At 67.6% G+C, this 18469-nt stretch carries 13 protein-coding genes; 5 read left to right on the top strand and 8 right to left on the bottom strand.

Going from position 1 to position 18469, the window contains the following annotated elements:
* Positions 1 to 159: 159 nt before the first annotated feature.
* Positions 160 to 2943, bottom strand: coding sequence for a DNA gyrase subunit A (gene gyrA / locus IQ782_RS05985; protein WP_194133710.1), 2784 nt, complete (start codon positions 2941 to 2943; stop codon positions 160 to 162).
* Positions 2944 to 3135: 192 nt separating this feature from the next.
* Between gyrA and IQ782_RS05990 the strand changes: the two genes are divergently transcribed.
* Entirely contained in the window at positions 3136 to 3405 is a 270-nt protein-coding gene (locus IQ782_RS05990; protein WP_194133711.1) for an usg protein, read from the top strand.
* Positions 3406 to 3563: 158 nt separating this feature from the next.
* On the opposite strand, the gene IQ782_RS05995 is transcribed toward IQ782_RS05990, so the two are convergent.
* Positions 3564 to 4127, bottom strand: a complete 564-nt coding sequence (locus tag IQ782_RS05995; protein ID WP_194133712.1) for a lipid-binding SYLF domain-containing protein — start codon at positions 4125 to 4127, stop codon at positions 3564 to 3566.
* Positions 4128 to 4267: 140 nt separating this feature from the next.
* Positions 4268 to 5266 (bottom strand): porphobilinogen synthase, encoded by a 999-nt coding sequence (gene hemB, locus IQ782_RS06000; RefSeq protein ID WP_194133713.1) that lies wholly within the window; start codon positions 5264 to 5266, stop codon positions 4268 to 4270.
* 193 nt (positions 5267 to 5459) lie between these two features.
* Between hemB and IQ782_RS06005 the strand changes: the two genes are divergently transcribed.
* Together IQ782_RS06005 and mfd are read left to right on the top strand one after the other, a co-directional pair.
* Entirely contained in the window at positions 5460 to 5984 is a 525-nt protein-coding gene (locus IQ782_RS06005) for a component of SufBCD complex (RefSeq protein ID WP_194133714.1), read from the top strand.
* Positions 5985 to 6015: 31 nt separating this feature from the next.
* Complete coding sequence (gene mfd, locus IQ782_RS06010; RefSeq protein ID WP_194133715.1) at positions 6016 to 9510, top strand: transcription-repair coupling factor; 3495 nt, start codon at positions 6016 to 6018, stop codon at positions 9508 to 9510.
* Positions 9511 to 9561: 51 nt separating this feature from the next.
* Here the strand turns inward: mfd and IQ782_RS06015 are convergent, their stop codons facing one another.
* Positions 9562 to 11523, bottom strand: coding sequence for an HWE histidine kinase domain-containing protein (locus tag IQ782_RS06015; RefSeq protein WP_194133716.1), 1962 nt, complete (start codon positions 11521 to 11523; stop codon positions 9562 to 9564).
* 148 nt (positions 11524 to 11671) lie between these two features.
* A complete protein-coding gene (gene brnQ / locus IQ782_RS06020; protein ID WP_194133717.1) occupies positions 11672 to 13039 on the bottom strand; it encodes a branched-chain amino acid transport system II carrier protein in 1368 nt (455 codons plus the stop codon).
* Positions 13040 to 13425: 386 nt separating this feature from the next.
* On the opposite strand from brnQ, the gene hutF reads away from it, so the two are divergent.
* Both hutF and IQ782_RS06030 read left to right on the top strand, forming a co-directional pair.
* Entirely contained in the window at positions 13426 to 14790 is a 1365-nt protein-coding gene (hutF, locus tag IQ782_RS06025) for a formimidoylglutamate deiminase (protein WP_194133718.1), read from the top strand.
* Positions 14787 to 15341 (top strand): HutD/Ves family protein, encoded by a 555-nt coding sequence (locus IQ782_RS06030; protein WP_194133719.1) that lies wholly within the window; start codon positions 14787 to 14789, stop codon positions 15339 to 15341. Before hutF ends, IQ782_RS06030 begins: the two co-directional genes overlap by 4 nt.
* 10 nt (positions 15342 to 15351) lie before the next feature.
* Here the strand turns inward: IQ782_RS06030 and IQ782_RS06035 are convergent, their stop codons facing one another.
* From IQ782_RS06035 to IQ782_RS06045, 3 genes are all read right to left on the bottom strand, one after another.
* Positions 15352 to 16293, bottom strand: coding sequence for a LysR family transcriptional regulator (locus IQ782_RS06035; RefSeq protein WP_194133720.1), 942 nt, complete (start codon positions 16291 to 16293; stop codon positions 15352 to 15354).
* A gap of 93 nt (positions 16294 to 16386) precedes the next feature.
* A complete protein-coding gene (locus IQ782_RS06040; RefSeq protein ID WP_194133721.1) occupies positions 16387 to 18066 on the bottom strand; it encodes an amidohydrolase in 1680 nt (559 codons plus the stop codon).
* Positions 18067 to 18096: 30 nt separating this feature from the next.
* A complete protein-coding gene (locus tag IQ782_RS06045) occupies positions 18097 to 18453 on the bottom strand; it encodes a cupin domain-containing protein (RefSeq protein WP_194133722.1) in 357 nt (118 codons plus the stop codon).
* Positions 18454 to 18469: the final 16 nt, after the last annotated feature.

Here is an 18469-nt window from a genome sequence, read left to right on the forward strand (position 1 = left end):
GGCGAAATATGGGGCCTCGGGCAGGGCCTGCCAAGCCTTGTCGGACATGCCCGCCCCTGCTTCGGCGAAAGAACCGTCCGCCCTTCTTCTCTTTGCAAATACGCACATGGAAACGCCCGCCCCAAGCGGGGCGGGCGTCAAGATCGGCCGGAGACCGGATCACTCCTCGGCGGAGCCTTCTTCCGCGGCATCCCCGGCGGTCTCGCCGTTCTCTTCGTCCTGGTCGGCGATCCAAGCCACCGAGACCACGGTCTCGCCCTCGCGGGTGTTGAACACCTTCACCCCGCCGGCGCTACGCGAGCGGAACGAGATGCCCTCGACCGGCACGCGGATCGACTGGCCGGTGGAGGTGGCGAGCATGATCTGGTCGCCCATCTCGACCGGGAAGGAGGCCACGATCTCACCGCCGCGCATGGACTTCTCCCAGGCGGTGACGCCCATGCCGCCGCGTCCGCGGATCGGGTAGTCATGGCTCGACGACAGCTTGCCGAGGCCGCGTGCCGTCACCGTCAGGATCAGGTTCTCGACCGCCGACATCTCGGCGTAGCGCTCGGCCGGCAGCAGGCTGTCGGCGTTGCCCTCTTCCTCGTCCGAGGCGGTGGCTTCGGCGTCATCGGCAATGCCCGCCATGGCACGGCGCATCTTGAGGTAGGAGGCGCGCTCGTCCGAGTCCGCCTCGAAGTGGCGGATCACCGACATCGACACGACCTCGTCGCCATTGGTCAGCTTGACGCCGCGCACGCCGGTGGAGTTGCGCGAGTTGAACACCCGCACGTCCGGCACCGGGAAGCGGATGGCGCGGCCCGAATTGGTCACAAGCATCACGTCGTCGTCTTCCGAGCAGATGCGGGCGTTGATCAGGCGGGTGTTCTCGTCCTCGCCCTCGAACTTCATCGCGATCTTGCCGTTGCGCATGACGTTGGTGAAGTCCGACAGGCGGTTGCGGCGCACCGAGCCCTTCGAGGTGGCAAAGACGATCTGCAGGTCGTCCCAGTCGCTCTCGTCCCGATCGACCGGCATGATCGCCGCCACCGACACGCCCGCCGGGATCGGCAGGATGTTGACGATGGCCTTGCCCTTCGAGGTGCGTCCGCCCTGCGGCAGGCGCCAGCACTTGAGCTTGTAGGCCATGCCGTCGGTGGTGAAGAACAGCAGCTGCGTGTGGGTGTTGGCCACGAAGAGCTGGGTGACCACGTCATCCTCTTTCAGCCCGCCGCCCGAAAGCCCCTTGCCGCCGCGCTTCTGGGCGCGGAAATCGGCGAGCGGGGTGCGCTTGATCCAGCCGGACTGGGTGACCGTGACCACCATGTCCTCGCGCTCGATCAGGTCCTCGTCGTCCATGTCGCCGGCCCAGTCGATGATTTCGGTGCGGCGCGGCACGGCGAACTGCTCCTTCACCGCGATCATCTCGTTCGAGATAATCTCGAGGATGCGCTCGCGCGAGCCCAGAATCTCGAGGTATTCCTTGATCTTGCCGGCCAGCTCCTCGAGCTCGTCGGTGACCTCCTTGACGCCGAGCTGGGTCAGGCGCTGCAGGCGCAGCTCAAGGATGGCGCGGGCCTGGGTTTCCGACAGGTTGTAGGTCCCGTCGTCGTTCATCTTGTGGGTCGGATCGTCGATCAGCCGGATGAAGGGCGCGATCTCCTCCGCCGGCCAGCGCCGGGTCATCAGCTTCTCGCGCGCCTCTGCGGCGTCGGCCGAGCTGCGGATCGTCGCCACCACCTCGTCGACGTTGGCCACGGCCACCGCAAGGCCGCAGAGCACGTGGCTGCGCTCGCGCGCCTTGTTCAGCAGGTAGGCGGTGCGCCGCGCGATCACATCCTCGCGGAAGTCGAGGAAGGCGGTCAGGAAGGTGCGCAGGGTCAGCTGCTCGGGCTTGCCGCCGTTCAGCGCCAGCATGTTGCAGCCGAAGCTGACCTGCATCGGGGTGAAGCGGAAGAGCTGGTTGAGCACCACCTCCGCAGTGGCGTCGCGCTTCAGCTCGATCACCACGCGCACGCCCGAACGGTCGGATTCGTCCTGCACGTGGGCGATGCCCTCGATCTTCTTGTCGCGCACGCACTCGGCGATGCGCTCGATCATCGTCGCCTTGTTCACCTGGTAGGGGATCTCGTCGATGACGATGGCATAACGATCGCGGCGCAGCTCCTCGATGCGGGTCTTGGCGCGGATGATCACCGAGCCGCGGCCTTCGAGGTAAGCCTTGCGCGCGCCCGAGCGGCCAAGGATCACGCCGCCGGTCGGAAAATCGGGGGCGGGGATATAGTCGATCAGCTGCTCAGAACTGAGGTCGGGGTTCTCGATCAGCGCCAGCGTCGCGTCGATCACCTCGCCGAGGTTGTGCGGCGGGATGCGCGTCGCCATGCCCACCGCGATGCCCTCGGCGCCGTTGACCAGCACGTTGGGATAGCGCGCCGGCAGCACAACGGGCTCGTTGCGCTCGTTGGCGTAGTTCGGCACGAAGTCCACCGTGCCCTTCTCGATGTCCTCGAGCAGGGCCTCGGCGGTGCGGTCGAGTCGCGCCTCGGTGTACCGGTAGGCGGCGGGCGGATCGCCGTCCATCGAGCCGAAGTTGCCCTGACCGTCGATCAGCGGCAGCGACATGGAGAAGTCCTGCGCCATGCGCACCAGTGCGTCATAGACCGCCGAGTCGCCGTGCGGGTGGTAGCGGCCCATCACGTCGCCGACCGCGGTCGCGCACTTGCGGTAGTTCTTCGACTTGGTTTGGCCGTTCTCCCACAGCGTGTAGAGAATGCGCCGATGCACAGGTTTTAGGCCGTCGCGCAGATCGGGGATCGCGCGGCTGACGATGACGCTCATGGCGTAGTCGAGATAGCTCGACTTCATCTCGTCGATGATCGAGATCACCGGGCCGCCATGGACGCTCCGCTCGGGACGCGGAGTTTCTTCTTCGTTTTCGGGGGTTTCCGGCGTGTCGGTCACGTTGCTCGCCTGTCCGTGCTGTCTCTATATGTAGTTGGGTAAACGTATATCAGAGGCTAGGTGTTGGGCGCAATGCCAGCGCGCGGCTCAATGCTGGCAGCCACCCCGGGAGGTGGCTAACATGCTGTTTTGTTTGAAAACTAACCGCACTTTCGGCACGCTTGTTACATGGTTGTCATGCGAGGTAAAGCGATGGACGAAACCCCCACCGAACTCATGCTGAAGGGCTACGGGCTGACGACGGCGGAACTCTTCTACCGCATGCCCGACTACCGCAACGTGCTGAACACCTTCGTCTGGCAGGAGTACGACCTCGCGCCGGATCACCCGCGGCTCTTCAGGTTCATCGAGTTCTGGCAGGATGAGATCGAGGGGCCCTTGCACTCGGTGCGCTTCACCCATCGCAAGATGATCTCGGCGGGGGAGTGGCGGCAGGTGGTGGGCGAGTTCCACTACCACTGAGGCCGTGCGCGGGGCGCCGGTTCGGGCTGCGTATTTGGAAAGAGAAGAAAGGCGAGAAGAGGAGACCGCGTTCGGGGCCCTTCTTCTCTTGAAAAATACGCCGGGGGTGAGCCGCGCAGCGGCGAGGGGGCAGCGCCCCCTCCTGTCCCGGTCTCGGATCAGGGGATGATCCGGGTGTATTTCACGCCTTCCAGCGTCGCGCCCATGTGCAGCCCGGATTTCCCGAAGATCACCGCAATGATCGGCGCGAGCGAGGTGGTGGTCTCTGCCGCCAGCGTCTCGCCGCCTTCGGGGATCGCGTATTCGATGTTCGCGCCGGCGGCCCAGCCCGGCGAGCGGCGGAAGTTGCCGAGCGCATCCTGGGTCATGAAGAACAGGACGTGCGCGTATTGCTGCGCGCCGATCTGCAAGCCGCCCGAGCCCTTGACCACCGAGTAGTAGTCCACCGAGACGTCATTCACCCGCAGCGCGCCGCGGCCGTAGGCGCCGCCGAGGCCAAGGCCCGCCTCGGTGATCAGCGGCATCACCAGCATGCCGGCCGACTTGGCACCGAGATCGCGGGTGCCGGGGTATTGCGCATACATCTGGTTGATCGTGGCGTTCACCCGCGCATCGATCGTCTGCGCGCCGGTGCTGCCGACACCATTGCCGCAGGCGGCCACGGCACCCGTGGCGCCGAGCGCGCCGAGCGTCAGGAGGAGTCCCCGTCGATTGTAGGTCATTCTGCTCTATCCTCGTGGAAAAGGGGCCGCCGCAGACGGCCCGGTCCTCTTTTCCGGCTGTCCCGCCGGTTTTCAGCCTGCACTATAGGCAGGGAGGCCCGCGCTGTCACTAGATCAAGCGCGGGCCCGGCAGTGCGCCGCTAGCCGTTGAGAAGCCGTGCGGCGGCGGGGGCGAAATAGGTCAGCACCCCGTCGCAGCCGGCGCGTTTGAAGGCGGTGAGGCTTTCCATCATGACCTTGTCGCGGTCGAGCCAACCGTTGTCGAAGGCGCCGGCCAGCATCGCGTATTCGCCCGACACCTGATAGGCAAAGGTCGGTGCACCGAACATCTCCTTGGCCCGCTGGCAGATGTCGAGGTAGGGCATGCCGGGTTTGACCATGATCATGTCGGCGCCTTCCAGCAGGTCGCGCTCGATCAGCCGCATCGCTTCGTCGGAATTGCCGGGCTGCATCTGGTAGGTCTGCTTGTCGCCCTTGAGCGCCCCCGAGGCCCCCACCGCGTCGCGGAACGGGCCGTAGAAACCCGAGGCGTATTTCGCGGCGTAGCTCAGCAGCAGCACGTTGGGGAAGCCCTCGGCCTCCAGCGCCGCGCGGATCGCACCGATGCGCCCGTCCATCATGTCCGACGGGCCGATGATGTCGGCGCCGGCACGGGCCTGGCTCAGCGCCTGCTTGACCAGCGCCTCGACGGTGCGATCGTTCACGATCACGCCATCCTCGGTGAAGCCGTCATGGCCGGTGATGTTGTAGGGATCGAGCGCCACGTCGGTCATCACCGCGATGTCGGGCACGGCGTCCTTGATCGCGCGGGTGGCGCGGTTGCTGAGGTTCTCGGGGTTCCAGGCCTCGGCGCAGTCCTCGGTCTTCTTGGCGGGATCGGTGTAGGGGAAAAGGCAGATCGCCGGGATGCCGAGCGCATGCGCCTCGCGCGCCGCCTCGACCACCTTGTCGACCGAGAGCCGGTTCACCCCCGGCATCGAGGCGATGGGTTCGACCACGCCCTCGCCGTCGCGCACGAAGACCGGCCAGATGAAGTCGCCCGGCGTCAGCAACGTCTGCCGGGTCAGCGCGCGGATCGCGGGGGAGGTGCGCAGCCGGCGCAGACGTGTGGCAGGAAAGGCGGCAATCACGGGTTTCATCGGGCGTGTCCTTCGTATCCCTTGTCAAGGTAACCCTTGGGTGGCATGGAAAGACGCCTGTCACAAGGGCCGCCGGAGGCGCGTCCGCCGGGGTGCCGGAGATGTGTCTGCCGCAAGGCGGGCAGCAATCGGCCGGGCAGGGCCAGAAGTTCAAGAGGGCCTTTGCGGCCCCGCAGGAAAGAGTGGGTAGGCTGTGGACTGGACCGGGCTCGTCTTCGAAACCATCGACATGCGGTCCTTTTCGAACCTGTGGTTCTGGATTGCCCTTGCGGTGTTCTGGTCGACCACCAGCCATTGGGTGCTGGGCGTGCCCTTCGACATGGTCGGCCGCGCCCGCAAGCAGGGCGGGCAGGCGGCGCAGGATCTCGAGGACATGGTGCGCATTCAGGTCAACCGGCGGCTGTTCATCGTCGAGCAGGCCGGGCTCTGGCTGGTGGCGCTGGCGGCGGCGCTGCTGGCGATGTTGGCCAGTCTCGGCTTCTGGTACGGCATCGAGCTGGCGCAGGCGCTTTTCCTGCTGGGCTTTCCGATGTCGCTGGTCGGGCTGCTGGGCATCGCCACCGCCGAGCGCATCCGCAACCACGCGCTTGCCGGCGAGGCGCTCTGGCGCAAGCTGACCGTGCACCGCTTCTGGGTGCAGGTGATCGGCATGATCTCGATCTTCGTCACCGCCATGTGGGGGATGTACCAGAACCTCGCGCACGGCGTTCTCGGTTGACGAAGTCCCGGCGGCAAGCCATGTGAGCGACATGTCCCAGTCGCTTACCCAGACGACCCGTATCACCATGGGCGGCGCCCCCGAGGGGTTCGACGCCCGGCTCATCCTCGCCGAGGTCGCGAAGACCTCCGGCCCGGTGCTGCACATCGCCCGTGACGACAAGCGCCTCGCGGCGCTGCGCGAGGCGCTGGCCTTCTTCGATCCGGGGATGCCGGTGGTCACCTTCCCGGGCTGGGACTGCCTGCCCTATGACCGGGTCTCGCCCAACCCCGACATCTCGGCCACCCGCATGTCGACCCTTGCCGGGCTGGTGCACGGCATGCCGCAGCGCTTCGTGCTGCTCACCACGCTCTCGGCCGCCATGCAGCGCATCCCCGCGCGCGAGGTGCTGCGCGAGGCGGCCTTTGCCGCCCGCGTCGGCGACCGGGTGGACGAGGGGGCGCTGCGCAATTTCCTCGTGCGGATGGGCTTTTCGAATGCCCCCACCGTGCATGAGCCCGGCGACTACGCGATCCGCGGCGGCATCATCGATATCTTCCCGCCCGGCGAGGGCGGGCCGGTGCGGCTCGACCTCTTCGGCGATGTGCTCGACGGCGCGCGGCGGTTCGATCCGGTCTCGCAGCGCACCACCGAGAAGCTGGAGGTGGTCGAGCTGGCGCCGGTCTGCGAGGTGATCCTCGACGAGGCGGCGATCACCCGCTTCCGGCAGAACTACCGCATCGAGTTCGGCACCGCGGGCTCGGACGATCCGCTCTACGAGGCGGTGAGCGCGGGGCGCAAGACGCAGGGCATGGAGCACTGGCTGCCCTTCTTCCACGAGAAGCTGGAAACGCTCTTCGACTACATGCCGGGCGCGCCGGTGCTGATGGATGACCAGATCACCCCTGCGCGGCTTGCCCGCTGGGAGAGCATCGAGGACCAGTACCAGACCCGCCGCCACGCGATGACCCAGAAGGGTCGGCTCGACTCGGTCTACAAGCCGGTGGCGCCGCAGCTGCTCTACCTCGACGAGGCGCATTGGGATGCCGTCGTCGCCGAGCGCCGCGTGGTGCAGTTCTCGCCGCTGCCGCAGGCCAGCGGGCCGGGCGTGGTGGATGCGGGCGGGCGCATCGGGCGCAGCTTTGCGCCGGAGCGCCAGCAGGAGAGCATCAGCCTATTTGCCGCGCTGGCCGATCACGTCAAGAAGCAGATGGCCGAGGGCCCGGTGCTCATCGCCTCGTGGTCCGAGGGCGCGCGCGAGCGTCTCACCGGGCTCATCGAGGACGAGGGGTTGGCCGAGGCGATCCCGGTGATGGACGGCACGCGCATCGGTAAGCGCGGGCTGCATCTGGCGGTCTGGGGGCTCGAGCAGGGCTTCGTCGCGCCGTGGGGCGACCCCAAGTCGGGGCAGAAGATCACCGTGATCTCCGAGCAGGACGTACTCGGCGACCGGCTCATCCGCGCCCCGAAGAAGCGCCGCAAGGCCGAGAATTTCCTGACGGAGGCGCAGTCGCTCTCGCCGGGCGATCTGGTGGTGCATGTGGATTTCGGCATCGGCCGCTACCAGGGGCTCGAGGTGATCACCGCCGCCGGCGCGGCGCACGAATGCCTGCTGCTGGAATATGCCGAGAGCGCGCGGCTCTACCTGCCGGTCGAGAACATCGAGCTCTTGTCGCGCTACGGCCATGACGAGGGGTTGCTCGACAAGCTCGGCGGCGGTGCCTGGCAGGCCAAGAAGGCGCGGCTCAAGGAGCGCATCCGCGAGATGGCGGACAAGCTCATCCGCGTCGCGGCCGAGCGCGCGCTGCGCAAGGCGCCGATCATCGACCCGCCGCCCGGCGCGTGGGAGAGTTTCTGCGCGCGCTTCCCCTATACCGAGACCGACGACCAGATGGGCGCCATCGAGGATGTGCTGGGCGACATGACCAGCGGCCAGCCGATGGACCGGCTGATCTGCGGCGACGTCGGCTTCGGCAAGACCGAGGTGGCGATGCGCGCCGCCTTCGTTGCCGCCATGTCCGGCGTGCAGGTGGCGGTGATCGCGCCGACCACGCTGCTTGCCCGCCAGCACTACAAGAGCTTCGCCGAGCGCTTCCGCGGCTTCCCGATCAACGTCGCGCCGCTGTCGCGCTTCGTCTCCGCCGGCGACGCGGCCAAGACCCGCGACGGCATCTCCAAGGGCTCGATCGATATCGCCGTCGGCACCCACGCGCTGCTCGCCAAGGGCATCCGCTTCAACAACCTTGGCCTGCTGATCATTGACGAAGAGCAGCACTTCGGCGTCGGGCACAAGGAACGGCTCAAGCAGTTGCGGTCCGACATCCACGTGCTGACGCTGACCGCAACGCCGATCCCGCGCACCTTGCAGCTGTCACTCTCGGGGGTACGGGACCTGTCGATCATCGGCACGCCGCCCGTGGACCGCCTGTCGATCCGCACCTATGTCTCGGAATTCGACGCGATCACCGTCCGCGAGGCGCTCCTGCGTGAGCACTACCGCGGCGGCCAGAGCTTCTACGTGGTGCCGCGCCTTTCGGATCTTCCCGAAATAGAGCAGTTCCTGCGCGAGCAAGTGCCCGAGGTCTCCTTCGTCGTCGCGCATGGCCAGATGGCGGCGGGCGAGCTCGACGACCGGATGAACGCCTTCTACGACGGCAAGTACGACGTGTTGCTGGCGACCACCATCGTCGAGTCCGGCCTCGACATCCCCACCGCCAACACGATGATCGTGCATCGCGCCGACATGTTCGGCCTTGCCCAGCTCTACCAGATCCGCGGCAGGGTTGGTCGCTCGAAGACCCGCGCCTATGCCTACCTGACCACCAAACCGCGCACCAAGCTTACCGACACCGCCGAGAAGCGGCTGCGGGTGCTGGGCTCGCTCGACACGCTGGGGGCGGGCTTCACGCTGGCCTCGCAGGACCTCGACATTCGTGGCGCGGGCAACCTGCTGGGCGAGGAACAATCGGGGCAGATGCGCGACGTGGGCTACGAGCTGTACCAGTCGATGCTCGAAGAGGCGATCGCCAAGATCAAGTCGGGCGAGCTGGAAGGTCTGACCGACGACGACGGCCAATGGGCGCCGCAGATCAACCTCGGCGTGCCGGTGCTGATCCCCGAGGAGTACGTGCCCGACCTCGACGTGCGGCTCGGCCTCTACCGGCGCCTGTCGGAGCTGACCACCAAGGTCGAGCTCGAAGGCTTTGCCGCCGAGCTGATCGACCGCTTCGGCAAGCTGCCGAAGGAGGTCAACACGCTGATGCTGGTGGTGCGCATCAAGGCGATGTGCAAGCACGCCGGGATCGCCAAGCTCGACGGCGGGCCGAAGGGCGCGACGGTGCAGTTCCACAACGACAAGTTCGCCCGGCCCGAAGGGCTGGTCGAATTCATCCAGGCGCAGAACGGGCTGGCGAAGATCAAGGACAACAAGATCGTGGTGCGTCGCGACTGGACCAGCGACGCCGACAAGATCAAGGGCGCCTTTGCCATCGCCCGCGACCTCGCCGAGAAGGCGGGGGCCATCAAGATCCGCAAGGACAAGGGATAGGCCGGCACCGCAGGCGCCGCGGGCGGGACCGCCGCCCCGGCGCGATGCGTGTCAAAGGCTGCTGATGATCGCCAGCAACTCGGATTCCGAGATCGGCTTGGACAGCCGCGGCACGCCGGTGCGGACCTCGCCATCATAGCCCGAGATGATCACCACCGGCACGCCCTTCGCCACGAGGTGATCGAGCAGCGGCGTTGACGTCTCGCCGCCAAGGTTTTCGTCGAGCAGGGCGATGTCGGGCAGGCGCCCGGCGGTATTCTCGAGCCCGGCGGACACCGAGGCAAACTGGCCAAAGATCGCATAGCCCGCGTGTTCCATCATCCCCACGAGGTCGAGCGCGATGATCGGCTCGTCCTCGACGATCATCACGCTGCGGCGCGCGTCGGTCGCGCCATTGGTCGTGTCGGCATCGGGCTGCGGCGTCGCGGATCGCGTGGACCAGCTGCCGCGCGGCAGGGCGATCTCGTAAAGCAGGCCGGTTTCCGCGGTCTCCCGGCGGATCGAGCCCCCGAAATGATCGCGGGCGATGCGGGTCAGAAGCTGCGTGCCGAAGCCCTCATGTGGCTCTGCGGGCGCGGGCCGCACGCCGTCCGCGAGATGCTCTTCCCAGCGCAGCAGCAACGCGCCGTCGCCGTCGAGGCTCCAGGTCAACGACAGCCGACCCTCGGCGTCGCGCAGCGCCCCGTGCTTCACGGCGTTGGTGGTCAGCTCGTGGATCAGCATGGCGATCATCTGCGCATCATTTGGTTCGAGCGGTACGGCGGGGCCGCCGAGGTCGATCCGCGCGTGGATGTCGCCGCCGTAGGACGCGAATTCCTCGTCCACCACTTCGCGCAGGGTCACATCCACCCACTTCTTTCGCGACAGCAGCCCATGGGTGCGTGACAGCGAGGTGATGCGTTCATCCAGCTTCTCGCGGAACTCCGCCACCGTTTCTGCCTTGATCAGGCGTGAGGTGGAGCGCAGGATCGCCAGCATGTTGCGCGCGCGGTGGTCGATCTCCTGCGCCATGACCGCTTCGCGGGCGTGGGTGCGCTCGCGCGCGATCCAGCCCATTACAAGGTCGAGCACCCGTTCCACCAGCGACATGTCGAGCACGCTTTGCGCGCGCGGGCGGCTCCAGTGCAGAAAGATCGCCTGGTCAAGACGCCCGCCCTCGATCCAGGGCACGAAGATCGCGTTGGAGATGCGGCGCGCCTCGAGATAGGCGCGGCTTTCAGGCTCCAGATCAGCCGCGCGGCGGGTGAGGAACAGGTCTTTGCCGGCGCGCAACTCGGCCTCGGCCCGGGGCCCGATCGCCGCCAGCGTCTCTTCGGAGGGCACTCCCGATTGCGGCGCGCGCCACTGCTGCGCGATGTCGAAGCCGTCGCCTGCGGCGCGCGGCTTGGCAATGCCCACATGCGCGGCCGACAAGTGCAGGCCGAGCCGCTCGAGCGCGAGGCGCAGTCCGTCCTGCGCCGTGACGGCTCCGCGCAGTGCCTCGTTCAGCTTGACCTGGAACTCGGCGTTGCGCCGCTGGATCACATTCGCCGTGGTCTCGCTGCCTGTGTTCCAGACGCCGACGATATTCCCCTGTTCGCCGCGCAGCGGGGTGAAGCTGTAGCTCCAGTAGGTTTCTTCCTCGAAGCCATAGCGCTGCATCGGCAACATGTGGTCCTGCAGGAACAGGCCCTTGCCGCTGCGGATCACCTCGGAAAACTGCGGCTCGATGATCGACCAGATGTCGCTCCAGACCTCCTTGGCAGGGGCGCCGAGCGCGCCGGGATGGCGCGGGCCGGGGATCGGTGCCCAGGCATCGTTGTAGAGCAGGCGCAGCTCCGAGCCCCAGTAGATCGCCGTCGGGAAGGCCGAGTTCAGGCAGATTGCCAGCGCCGAGCGCAGGGACTGCGGCCAATCCTCAGTGCGGCCAAAGGAATGCGCGCTCCAATCTTTTTCGCGGATCATGGTGGCCATCTCGCCGTCCCCGGCAAGAAAATCCATTGGCCCGTAGACTGGGCTCTGTTGACGAAGCATGCGCGCCTTCCAGCAAGAGGATGAACAAGGAGCATAGCACTGAAAGTCGCCCTGACGACTAGGCGAAAGGGTAGGCGCGCAAATATCTTAGAGTTGGTCACGGGTGTCGCGCCAGAACGGTGACGCAAAAATTGACCGGCGGCGGGCCTCACTCCGCGGCTTGGGGCTCCGCCGTGCTCCAGGTGCTGCTGGGCCGCCCCGCGATCTTCCAGAACAGGCCACCGGTCAGCCCTCCAAGGATCGCCGGAACCAGCCAGGCGAAGCCGGCCTGGGCGAGCGGAAGCGCATCATGCAGGGCGATCAGCGGTGCCGGCAATGCGCCGCCGAGCTTGCCTGCAAGGCTGGTGAAAAGATCGTAGACCCCCATCAGGATCGCCAGCGCCGTCGTGCCCTTCCAAACGCCGTCGTTCAGCCAGCGGCGGGGCAGCAGCCCAAGGATGACGATGGCGATGCCCACCGGGTAGAGCAGCAGGAAGATCGGCTCGGCCAGCGCGACGATGTAGTCCACGCCGCCGAAGGCCTGCCCGAGCGAGGTCAGCGAGACAGCGAGCACCCCCGCCTTGTAGCTCACCCGGCCGCGGGTCCACTTCTGGATGTATTCGCCCAGCACCGCCGTGGCCCCGACCGCTGTGGTCAGGCAGGCGAGCAGCACCGCCACGGCCAGCGTGTTCGCCCCGACCGTGCCGGCGAGCTGCGCCACCAGCGCGGTCAGCAGCCCGGCCTGCGGCACGTCCCGGTCAAGAACGCCGCTGCCGGTCGCACCGAGGTATTCCAGCCCGCCGTAGACGAAGAACAGACCGAGGAAGGTCACCAGCGCCATGCCCCAGAGCGCGGCCGTGTAGCGCGGGCCGGGGGTGTAACCGCGTTCGCGGAACGCCTCGATGAAGATGATGCCGAACATGATCCCGCCGAAGACATCGCCGGTTTGGTAGCCGGTGAGCAGCCCGAGCCGGAAGGGGGCCGCCTCGCCGGTATCCGCGGGCACACCGAGCGGTGACAGGACCGACCAGATCACGATGAGCCCCAGCAGGCTCAGCAACAGCGGCGTCAACACCCTGCCGATGCGGTCGATCACCCGTGAGCGGTCGAGCGCGAAATAGGTCGAGACGACGAAGAACAGCGGCACGAAGACCCAGATTCCGAGGCGCGGGTCCAGCGCCGGGGCAAGGGTGCGAAAGCCGGTCTCGAACGCGACGCTGGCGGTCCTCGGCACGGCGATCAGCCAGGCAAGACCCAGCATCGTGACGAAGAGCAGTGCCGCGCCGAACCACGGCGCAATGGGCGCGCAGAGCCGCTCGACCGTGCCGCCGCGCAACCCGAGGGCGACCACCGAAAGCACCGGAAGCGCCATGCCGGTGATCAGCAGCCCGAGCAGCGCCGCGCTCCAGCCAGTTCCGGCCATGAAGCCGATCTGTGGCGGGAAGATCAGATTGCCCGCGCCGAAGAACACGGCGAACATCGCCAGTCCCACGATCACGGCATCCCGCGTCACCCGTTGTTGTCCGGTCCGCGCCATTGCGACCTCTTTCATTGCTCTTGGTTCAGATGGGCACCCGGCGCAGCCTTTCGGCGTGCACCTTAACTGGTCAAGACACGGGGCCGTCCCGGGCCATCAGGCCTCTGGCCGGAGGTGCGGCGCGTCCCACGTCACAGGGGGAGGCATCGGCGCACCGCGAGGCCCCGACTCGGCCGGGACCGGACGCTCTGAGTGCCCTATAGGGAAGGCGACGGGGGAAATGAACCCCGGTCAACTTCTCGGCGGATGCGACCGAACGTCTCTCCCGCGCGCTGGCGGACGGGGGTTCGGGAGTGCCACGAGATGGTGATGCCGGGCGCTGATTGGGCTTGCCAGCGCCGCAGGGATGCGGGCATATTAAGTCTATACAAAAGGTGCGAGGTATCATGACTCAACAGGTTTTTGCCGAAACGGCTCTGCTGCCGACCGGCTGGGCGCGGGACGTGGTGATCGGATTCGATGCGGCCGGGACCATCGCCAGCGTCGAGGCCGGGGCTGCGCGCGCGCCGCAGATGCGCAGTGTCGAGATCATGGTCCCGGCGCTCAGCAACCTGCATTCGCATGCCTTCCAGCGCGCCATGGCCGGGCTGGCCGAGGTCGCAGGCCCCAGCGCCGACAGCTTCTGGACCTGGCGTGACCGCATGTACCGCTGCGTCGGCAGCATGACGCCCGAGGATATCGAAACGGTTGCGCTCTACCTGCAGATCGAACTTCTGAAGGGCGGCTTCGGGCACCTGGTGGAATTCCACTACCAACACCACAGCGGCACCGGCGCGCCCTATGCCAACCCCGCCGAGACCTCGCTGCGCCAGTACGAGGCCGCGAAGCAGAGCGGCATCGGCCTCACCCTTCTGCCGGTCTTCTACGCGCAGTCCGATTTCGGCGGCGTGCCGCCTGTCGCGGGCCAGCGCCCGTTCCTGCATGACGTCGAGGGCTACCTTCGGCTGCTGGAAACGGTGCGCGCCCGCGCCGCCGAGGATGGCCAGCTTGCAGGCTGCGCCATCCATTCGCTGCGCGCCGCCACGCCCGAGCAGATGCGCGCCATCCTCGCCGAGCTGCCGCAGGACGCGCCCATCCACATCCATGTCGCCGAGCAGATGCGGGAGGTCGAAGCTTCGATCGCCTGGTCGGGCCGCCGCCCGGTCGACTGGCTGCTCGACGAGATGCCAGTGGACGCGCGCTGGTGCCTGATCCACGCGACCCATCTGACCGCCAATGAAGTCTCCCGCATGGCGCAGAGCGGCGCGGTGGCGGGCCTGTGCCCGGCGACCGAGGCCAACCTCGGCGACGGCATCTTCGAGGCCCGCGACTTCCTCGCGCAGGGCGGGCGTTTCGGTGTTGGAACAGACAGCCACGTGGCGACCTCGGTGGCCGAGGAGCTGCGGCTGCTGGAATACAGCCAGCGCCTGCGCGACCGCGCGCGCAACTGCCTCGCAGCGGGCGAGGGCAGCTCGACCGGCCGCCGCCTGCTGGACGGCGCGTTGGCGGGCGGGCATCAGGCGGCGGGGATCGCCAAGGCGGGTCTTCAGGTCGGAGCCCCGGCAAGCTGGCTGGCGCTGGACGCGGACAACCCCTTCCTTGCCACGGCGCGCGACGATGCGCTGATCGACCGCTGGATCTTCGCGCTTGGGGATCAGGCCATTCGCGACGTGACCGTGCGCGGCAAGACGGTGATCGAGAACGGCCGCCACGCGCTCGACGAAGAGATCGCGCCGCGCTTTGCCGAGGTCCTGCGGAAGATCCAGTCATGAGCCTCTTTGCGCAGATCTATCGCCGGGCGGGTCGCCGCTTCGCGCCGTGGAAGAACGGCGGCGGCGAGACGGCGGAAATCCTCTGCGTGCCCGAGAGCGCGGGGTTCGACGCTTTCGATTGGCGCATCAGCACCGCCAAGGTCGCGCAATCGGGGCCGTTCTCGAGTTTTCCCGGCGTGCAGCGGAATCTGACGGTGATCGAGGGCGGGCCGATGGTGCTGGGCTTTCCCGACGGGACGGCGCGGGAGCTGGGCGCACAGGACGCGCCATTTGCCTTCAGCGGCGCGGTCGCCTGCGACTGCGCCCTGCTGGGGTCGGAGCTGCTCGATCTCAACGTCATGGTGCGCGCGCCCTACCGGGCAGAGGTCTTCCGGGGCGCGCCAGAGTCGCGAAGCGCAAGCGGCGTGACCGCGCTGGTTTTCGCCTTGTCGGATCTGCCGGAGATCGGGCTCGAACGGCATGACGTCGCGGTTTTGCAGGAGGGCGCTGAGATCGCCGCGCTGGCTCCGCACGCGGCCCAACTCATCTCCATCGAGATCAGCGCGGGCTGAGGCCGGTGCCTCAGGCCAGCCTTGTGCGCAGCCGCTCGACCATCAGCTTGGTGGCCGGGTGGCGCTCCCAGTTCGGGCGCAGGGCTATCTGGAAGCGCGCCTTGTAGGAAAACAGGTCGGGCCGGATCACCCGCAGGGGCACCATGCGTGACAGGCTGTCCGCCATGTGGTCGGGCAGGTAGCCGAGGTAGCGCGCCGAGAGGATCAGGTGCGCCTCGGCCTCCATGTCGACCACGGTGGCATGCGGCGCGGTGATCGCGAAGATGCGGGTGTCGCGCGAGCCCCAGTAGCCGCGCGCGATGATGCGGTGGTCGCGGATGGTCTCGATGCCGATCTCGGCGTCGGGCACGTCGAAGAGCGGATGGCCCTCGGCGCAGTAGAAATTGTGCTGCTCGTCAAAGAGATCGATGTAGTCGAGCCCCAGCGCCACCTTGGGAAAGCTGCCCACCACCATGTCGACGCGGCGCGCGAGCACCTCGCTCAAGAGCTCGGAAGGATTCAGCGTGACCAGTTTGAGATGCACTTCGGGCGCACGGTCGGCGAAATCGGCGATGGCCCCCGACACTCCGTTGTTCGGGTAGGAGATCATGTTGTCCACCAGCCCGAGCGTGAAGTTGCGCGGCATGCGCGAGCCGAGCGCCATGGTGCGCTGTCCGAACTGGTCGAGCGCCGAGACCAGCCGCTCGCACTCCTGGTAGAACTGCTCGCCCGCCTCGGTGAGGGCAAAGCCGGTGCGGCCGCGGCGGCAGAGGCGCACGCCGAAGCGTTTCTCGAGCGAGGAGATCTTCTCGGAGACGGTGGAGAGCGCGAGGTTCAGCTCGCCCTGCGCGGCGGTCATGCCGCCGGCCTCGACCACGGTCATGAAGATCCGGATCAGCCGGATGTCGATGCTTTCAACAGAGAAGTTGACGCGCCGCCCGAGCGCGGCATCCGGGGTCTCGCGTTTCACCATGGGTCCGGCCTTGGATTGGGTCGGGGGATTTTGGCGCTTTCGTCGGGAAAGGCCAAGGGGTGACGGGCCGGCAATTCCGGCCCGCCTTCGGGATCAGAGCGCCGGGGCCTCGTGGGTGACCTTGCCGTCGCAGATCGTCAGCAGGGCGCGGACCTCTGCCATGTCATCGGGCGCGGTCGCACCGAGGTCGCGGTCGAGCAGCACCACGTCGGCAAGGAAGCCCTCGCGCAGCATGCCCTTGCTGCCTTCGGCGAACTCGGCGTAGGCGGCGGTGGTCGTGTAGGCCCGAAGCGCCTCGTCCAGGGTCTGGCGGTTGTCGGGCTGGCTTTCGTGCCAGGGCTGCCGGGTCATCGCCGAATGGATCGAGGCCCAGGGATTGACCGAGGACACCGGCCAGTCGGACGAGAGGATCAGCGGGATGCCCTCGTCGCGCATCCGCCGCCAGGCATAGGCGCGCGGCCAGTTCGCCTTGCCGATGCGGGTGATGGTCGGCTCGAAGGGAAGGCCGCATTGCCCCGGCGGGTGCGGCGGCTGCATCGAGGCGGTGACGCCGAGTTCCTTCAGCCGGGCGAAATCCTCCTCGCGCACCACTTCGAGGTGCTCGATGCGGTGGCGACTGTCGCGCGCGCCGTTCTGGGTGCGGGCCTCGGCGAAGGCGTCGAGCACGATCTCGGTCGCCCGGTCGCCGATCGAATGCACGGCGATCTGCAGACCACGCGCGTCGGCCTGAGCGCAGACGGACTTGAAGAACCCGGGCTCGAAGCGCGGCTCGCCGGACCAGTCGGGGCGGCCCTCGTAGGGCGCGCTCATCACCGCGGTGTAGCTGTCGAGCACGCCGTCGATGAAGAATTTCACCGCGCCGGAGGTCAGCATGGCCGTGTCGCAGGCGTCGCGCATCTCCTCGGCCCGGTCCAGCGCCTCCTCGACGCTGCCCGAGACGTAGTGCGCGGGGACCCGGCCCCGGCAGAGCAGACGTCCCTCGCGCTCCAGCTCGGCCAGCAGCTCGAGCGTGTAGCGGTTGCCGTCCATGTTCTGGAAGCTGGTGATGCCGTGGGAGGCAAGGTGCTTCAGCCCGCGCTCGAGCACGTCCTTGTCGGCGGCGCGTTCCTCCGGCGAAGGCGGGCTCGCCGGGTCGAGGCCCGAGACCATGCCCAGCTTGTCGCGCCCGCCGCTGGCAGTCAGCTCGTAGATCGGGCCGAAGGCCTCGGCCTCCTGCAGCTCGCCGGTGGCGAGCCCGTCCTCGCCCATGACCACCGCGTTGCCTGCCGAGAGCGCGCGCCCGTGCAGCAGGCCGGCCTTGTCGAGCGCGGCGGTGTTGGCCCAGACGGTGTGGTGGTCGGGCGACATGAGGGCGAGGGGGCGATCCGGCAGGATCTCGTCGAGCACGTGACGGTCAAGGCTGCGCCCGTCGCCGAGGATGGTGTAGTCGGCACTGCCGCAGAGCACGATGGGCAGGTCCGGGCTCTCGGCGGCATAGGCGCGGATCAGCCCCTTGATGGTCTCGAAGCCGGATTGCTCGAAGAGCGAGAGCTGCGAGAGCTCCACCGCGCCGACGAAAAGGTGGATGTGGCTCTCGTTGAGGCCGGGCATCACCGTGCGCCCCTTGGCGTCGATCAGCTTGGTGGAGGGGCCCCGCAGGGCCAGGACCTCGGCATCCTCCCCGAGCGCCACGATCTTGCCGCCCTCGATCGCCAGCGCCGTGGCGCTCGGGCGCGCCGGGTCCATGGTGAGCAGGGCGGCGTTGAACAGGATCGTGTCGGCACTCGGGGTCATGTCGGGTCTCCTCCGGTCTTTCGCGCCCTATCAGGCCGCGATGAAGTAGAACTTGCGCAGCGTCTCGGTGACTTCGAAGGTGCCGGTGAAGCCCTTCTCCATCAGGTAGGTCTCGCCGGGGCCGAAGCTCTGCGCCGCGCCGCCCTCGGGGGTGATGGTCACCCGGCCCGAGATCACATGCGCCATCTCGTGGTAGGGGTAATTGTCGAACCGCTCGGCATAGGGCGTTGCCTCCCAGATGCCGCCGGTGGTCTCGCCGTCCGACAGCTCGATCGCGCCGCGCTCGGCGGGTTGCGCTGAACCGGGCAGCAGCGCCTCGGCGGGAACGACGGCGCAGGGTTCGAGGCCGTTGCTGCCCTCGGGGGCAAGGCGGATGAGTTTGCTCATTGATCTGTCCTTGGAA

Source organism: Salipiger mangrovisoli, assembly GCF_015223355.1.
GTDB lineage: Bacteria > Pseudomonadota > Alphaproteobacteria > Rhodobacterales > Rhodobacteraceae > Salipiger > Salipiger mangrovisoli.

Excerpts from the sequence above, each read along its gene's own strand:
- mfd (WP_194133715.1), top strand. The coding sequence starts at position 6,016 with ATGTCCCAGTCGCTTACCCAGACGACCCGTATCACCATGGGCGGCGCC.
- IQ782_RS05990 (WP_194133711.1), top strand. The coding sequence starts at position 3,136 with ATGGACGAAACCCCCACCGAACTCATGCTGAAGGGCTACGGGCTGACG.
- IQ782_RS06040 (WP_194133721.1), bottom strand. The coding sequence starts at position 18,066 with ATGACCCCGAGTGCCGACACGATCCTGTTCAACGCCGCCCTGCTCACC.
- brnQ (WP_194133717.1), bottom strand. The coding sequence starts at position 13,039 with ATGGCGCGGACCGGACAACAACGGGTGACGCGGGATGCCGTGATCGTG.
- IQ782_RS06045 (WP_194133722.1), bottom strand. The coding sequence starts at position 18,453 with ATGAGCAAACTCATCCGCCTTGCCCCCGAGGGCAGCAACGGCCTCGAA.
- IQ782_RS06030 (WP_194133719.1), top strand. The coding sequence starts at position 14,787 with ATGAGCCTCTTTGCGCAGATCTATCGCCGGGCGGGTCGCCGCTTCGCG.
- IQ782_RS06015 (WP_194133716.1), bottom strand. The coding sequence starts at position 11,523 with ATGCTTCGTCAACAGAGCCCAGTCTACGGGCCAATGGATTTTCTTGCC.
- hutF (WP_194133718.1), top strand. The coding sequence starts at position 13,426 with ATGACTCAACAGGTTTTTGCCGAAACGGCTCTGCTGCCGACCGGCTGG.
- IQ782_RS05995 (WP_194133712.1), bottom strand. The coding sequence starts at position 4,127 with ATGACCTACAATCGACGGGGACTCCTCCTGACGCTCGGCGCGCTCGGC.
- hemB (WP_194133713.1), bottom strand. The coding sequence starts at position 5,266 with ATGAAACCCGTGATTGCCGCCTTTCCTGCCACACGTCTGCGCCGGCTG.
- IQ782_RS06035 (WP_194133720.1), bottom strand. The coding sequence starts at position 16,293 with ATGGTGAAACGCGAGACCCCGGATGCCGCGCTCGGGCGGCGCGTCAAC.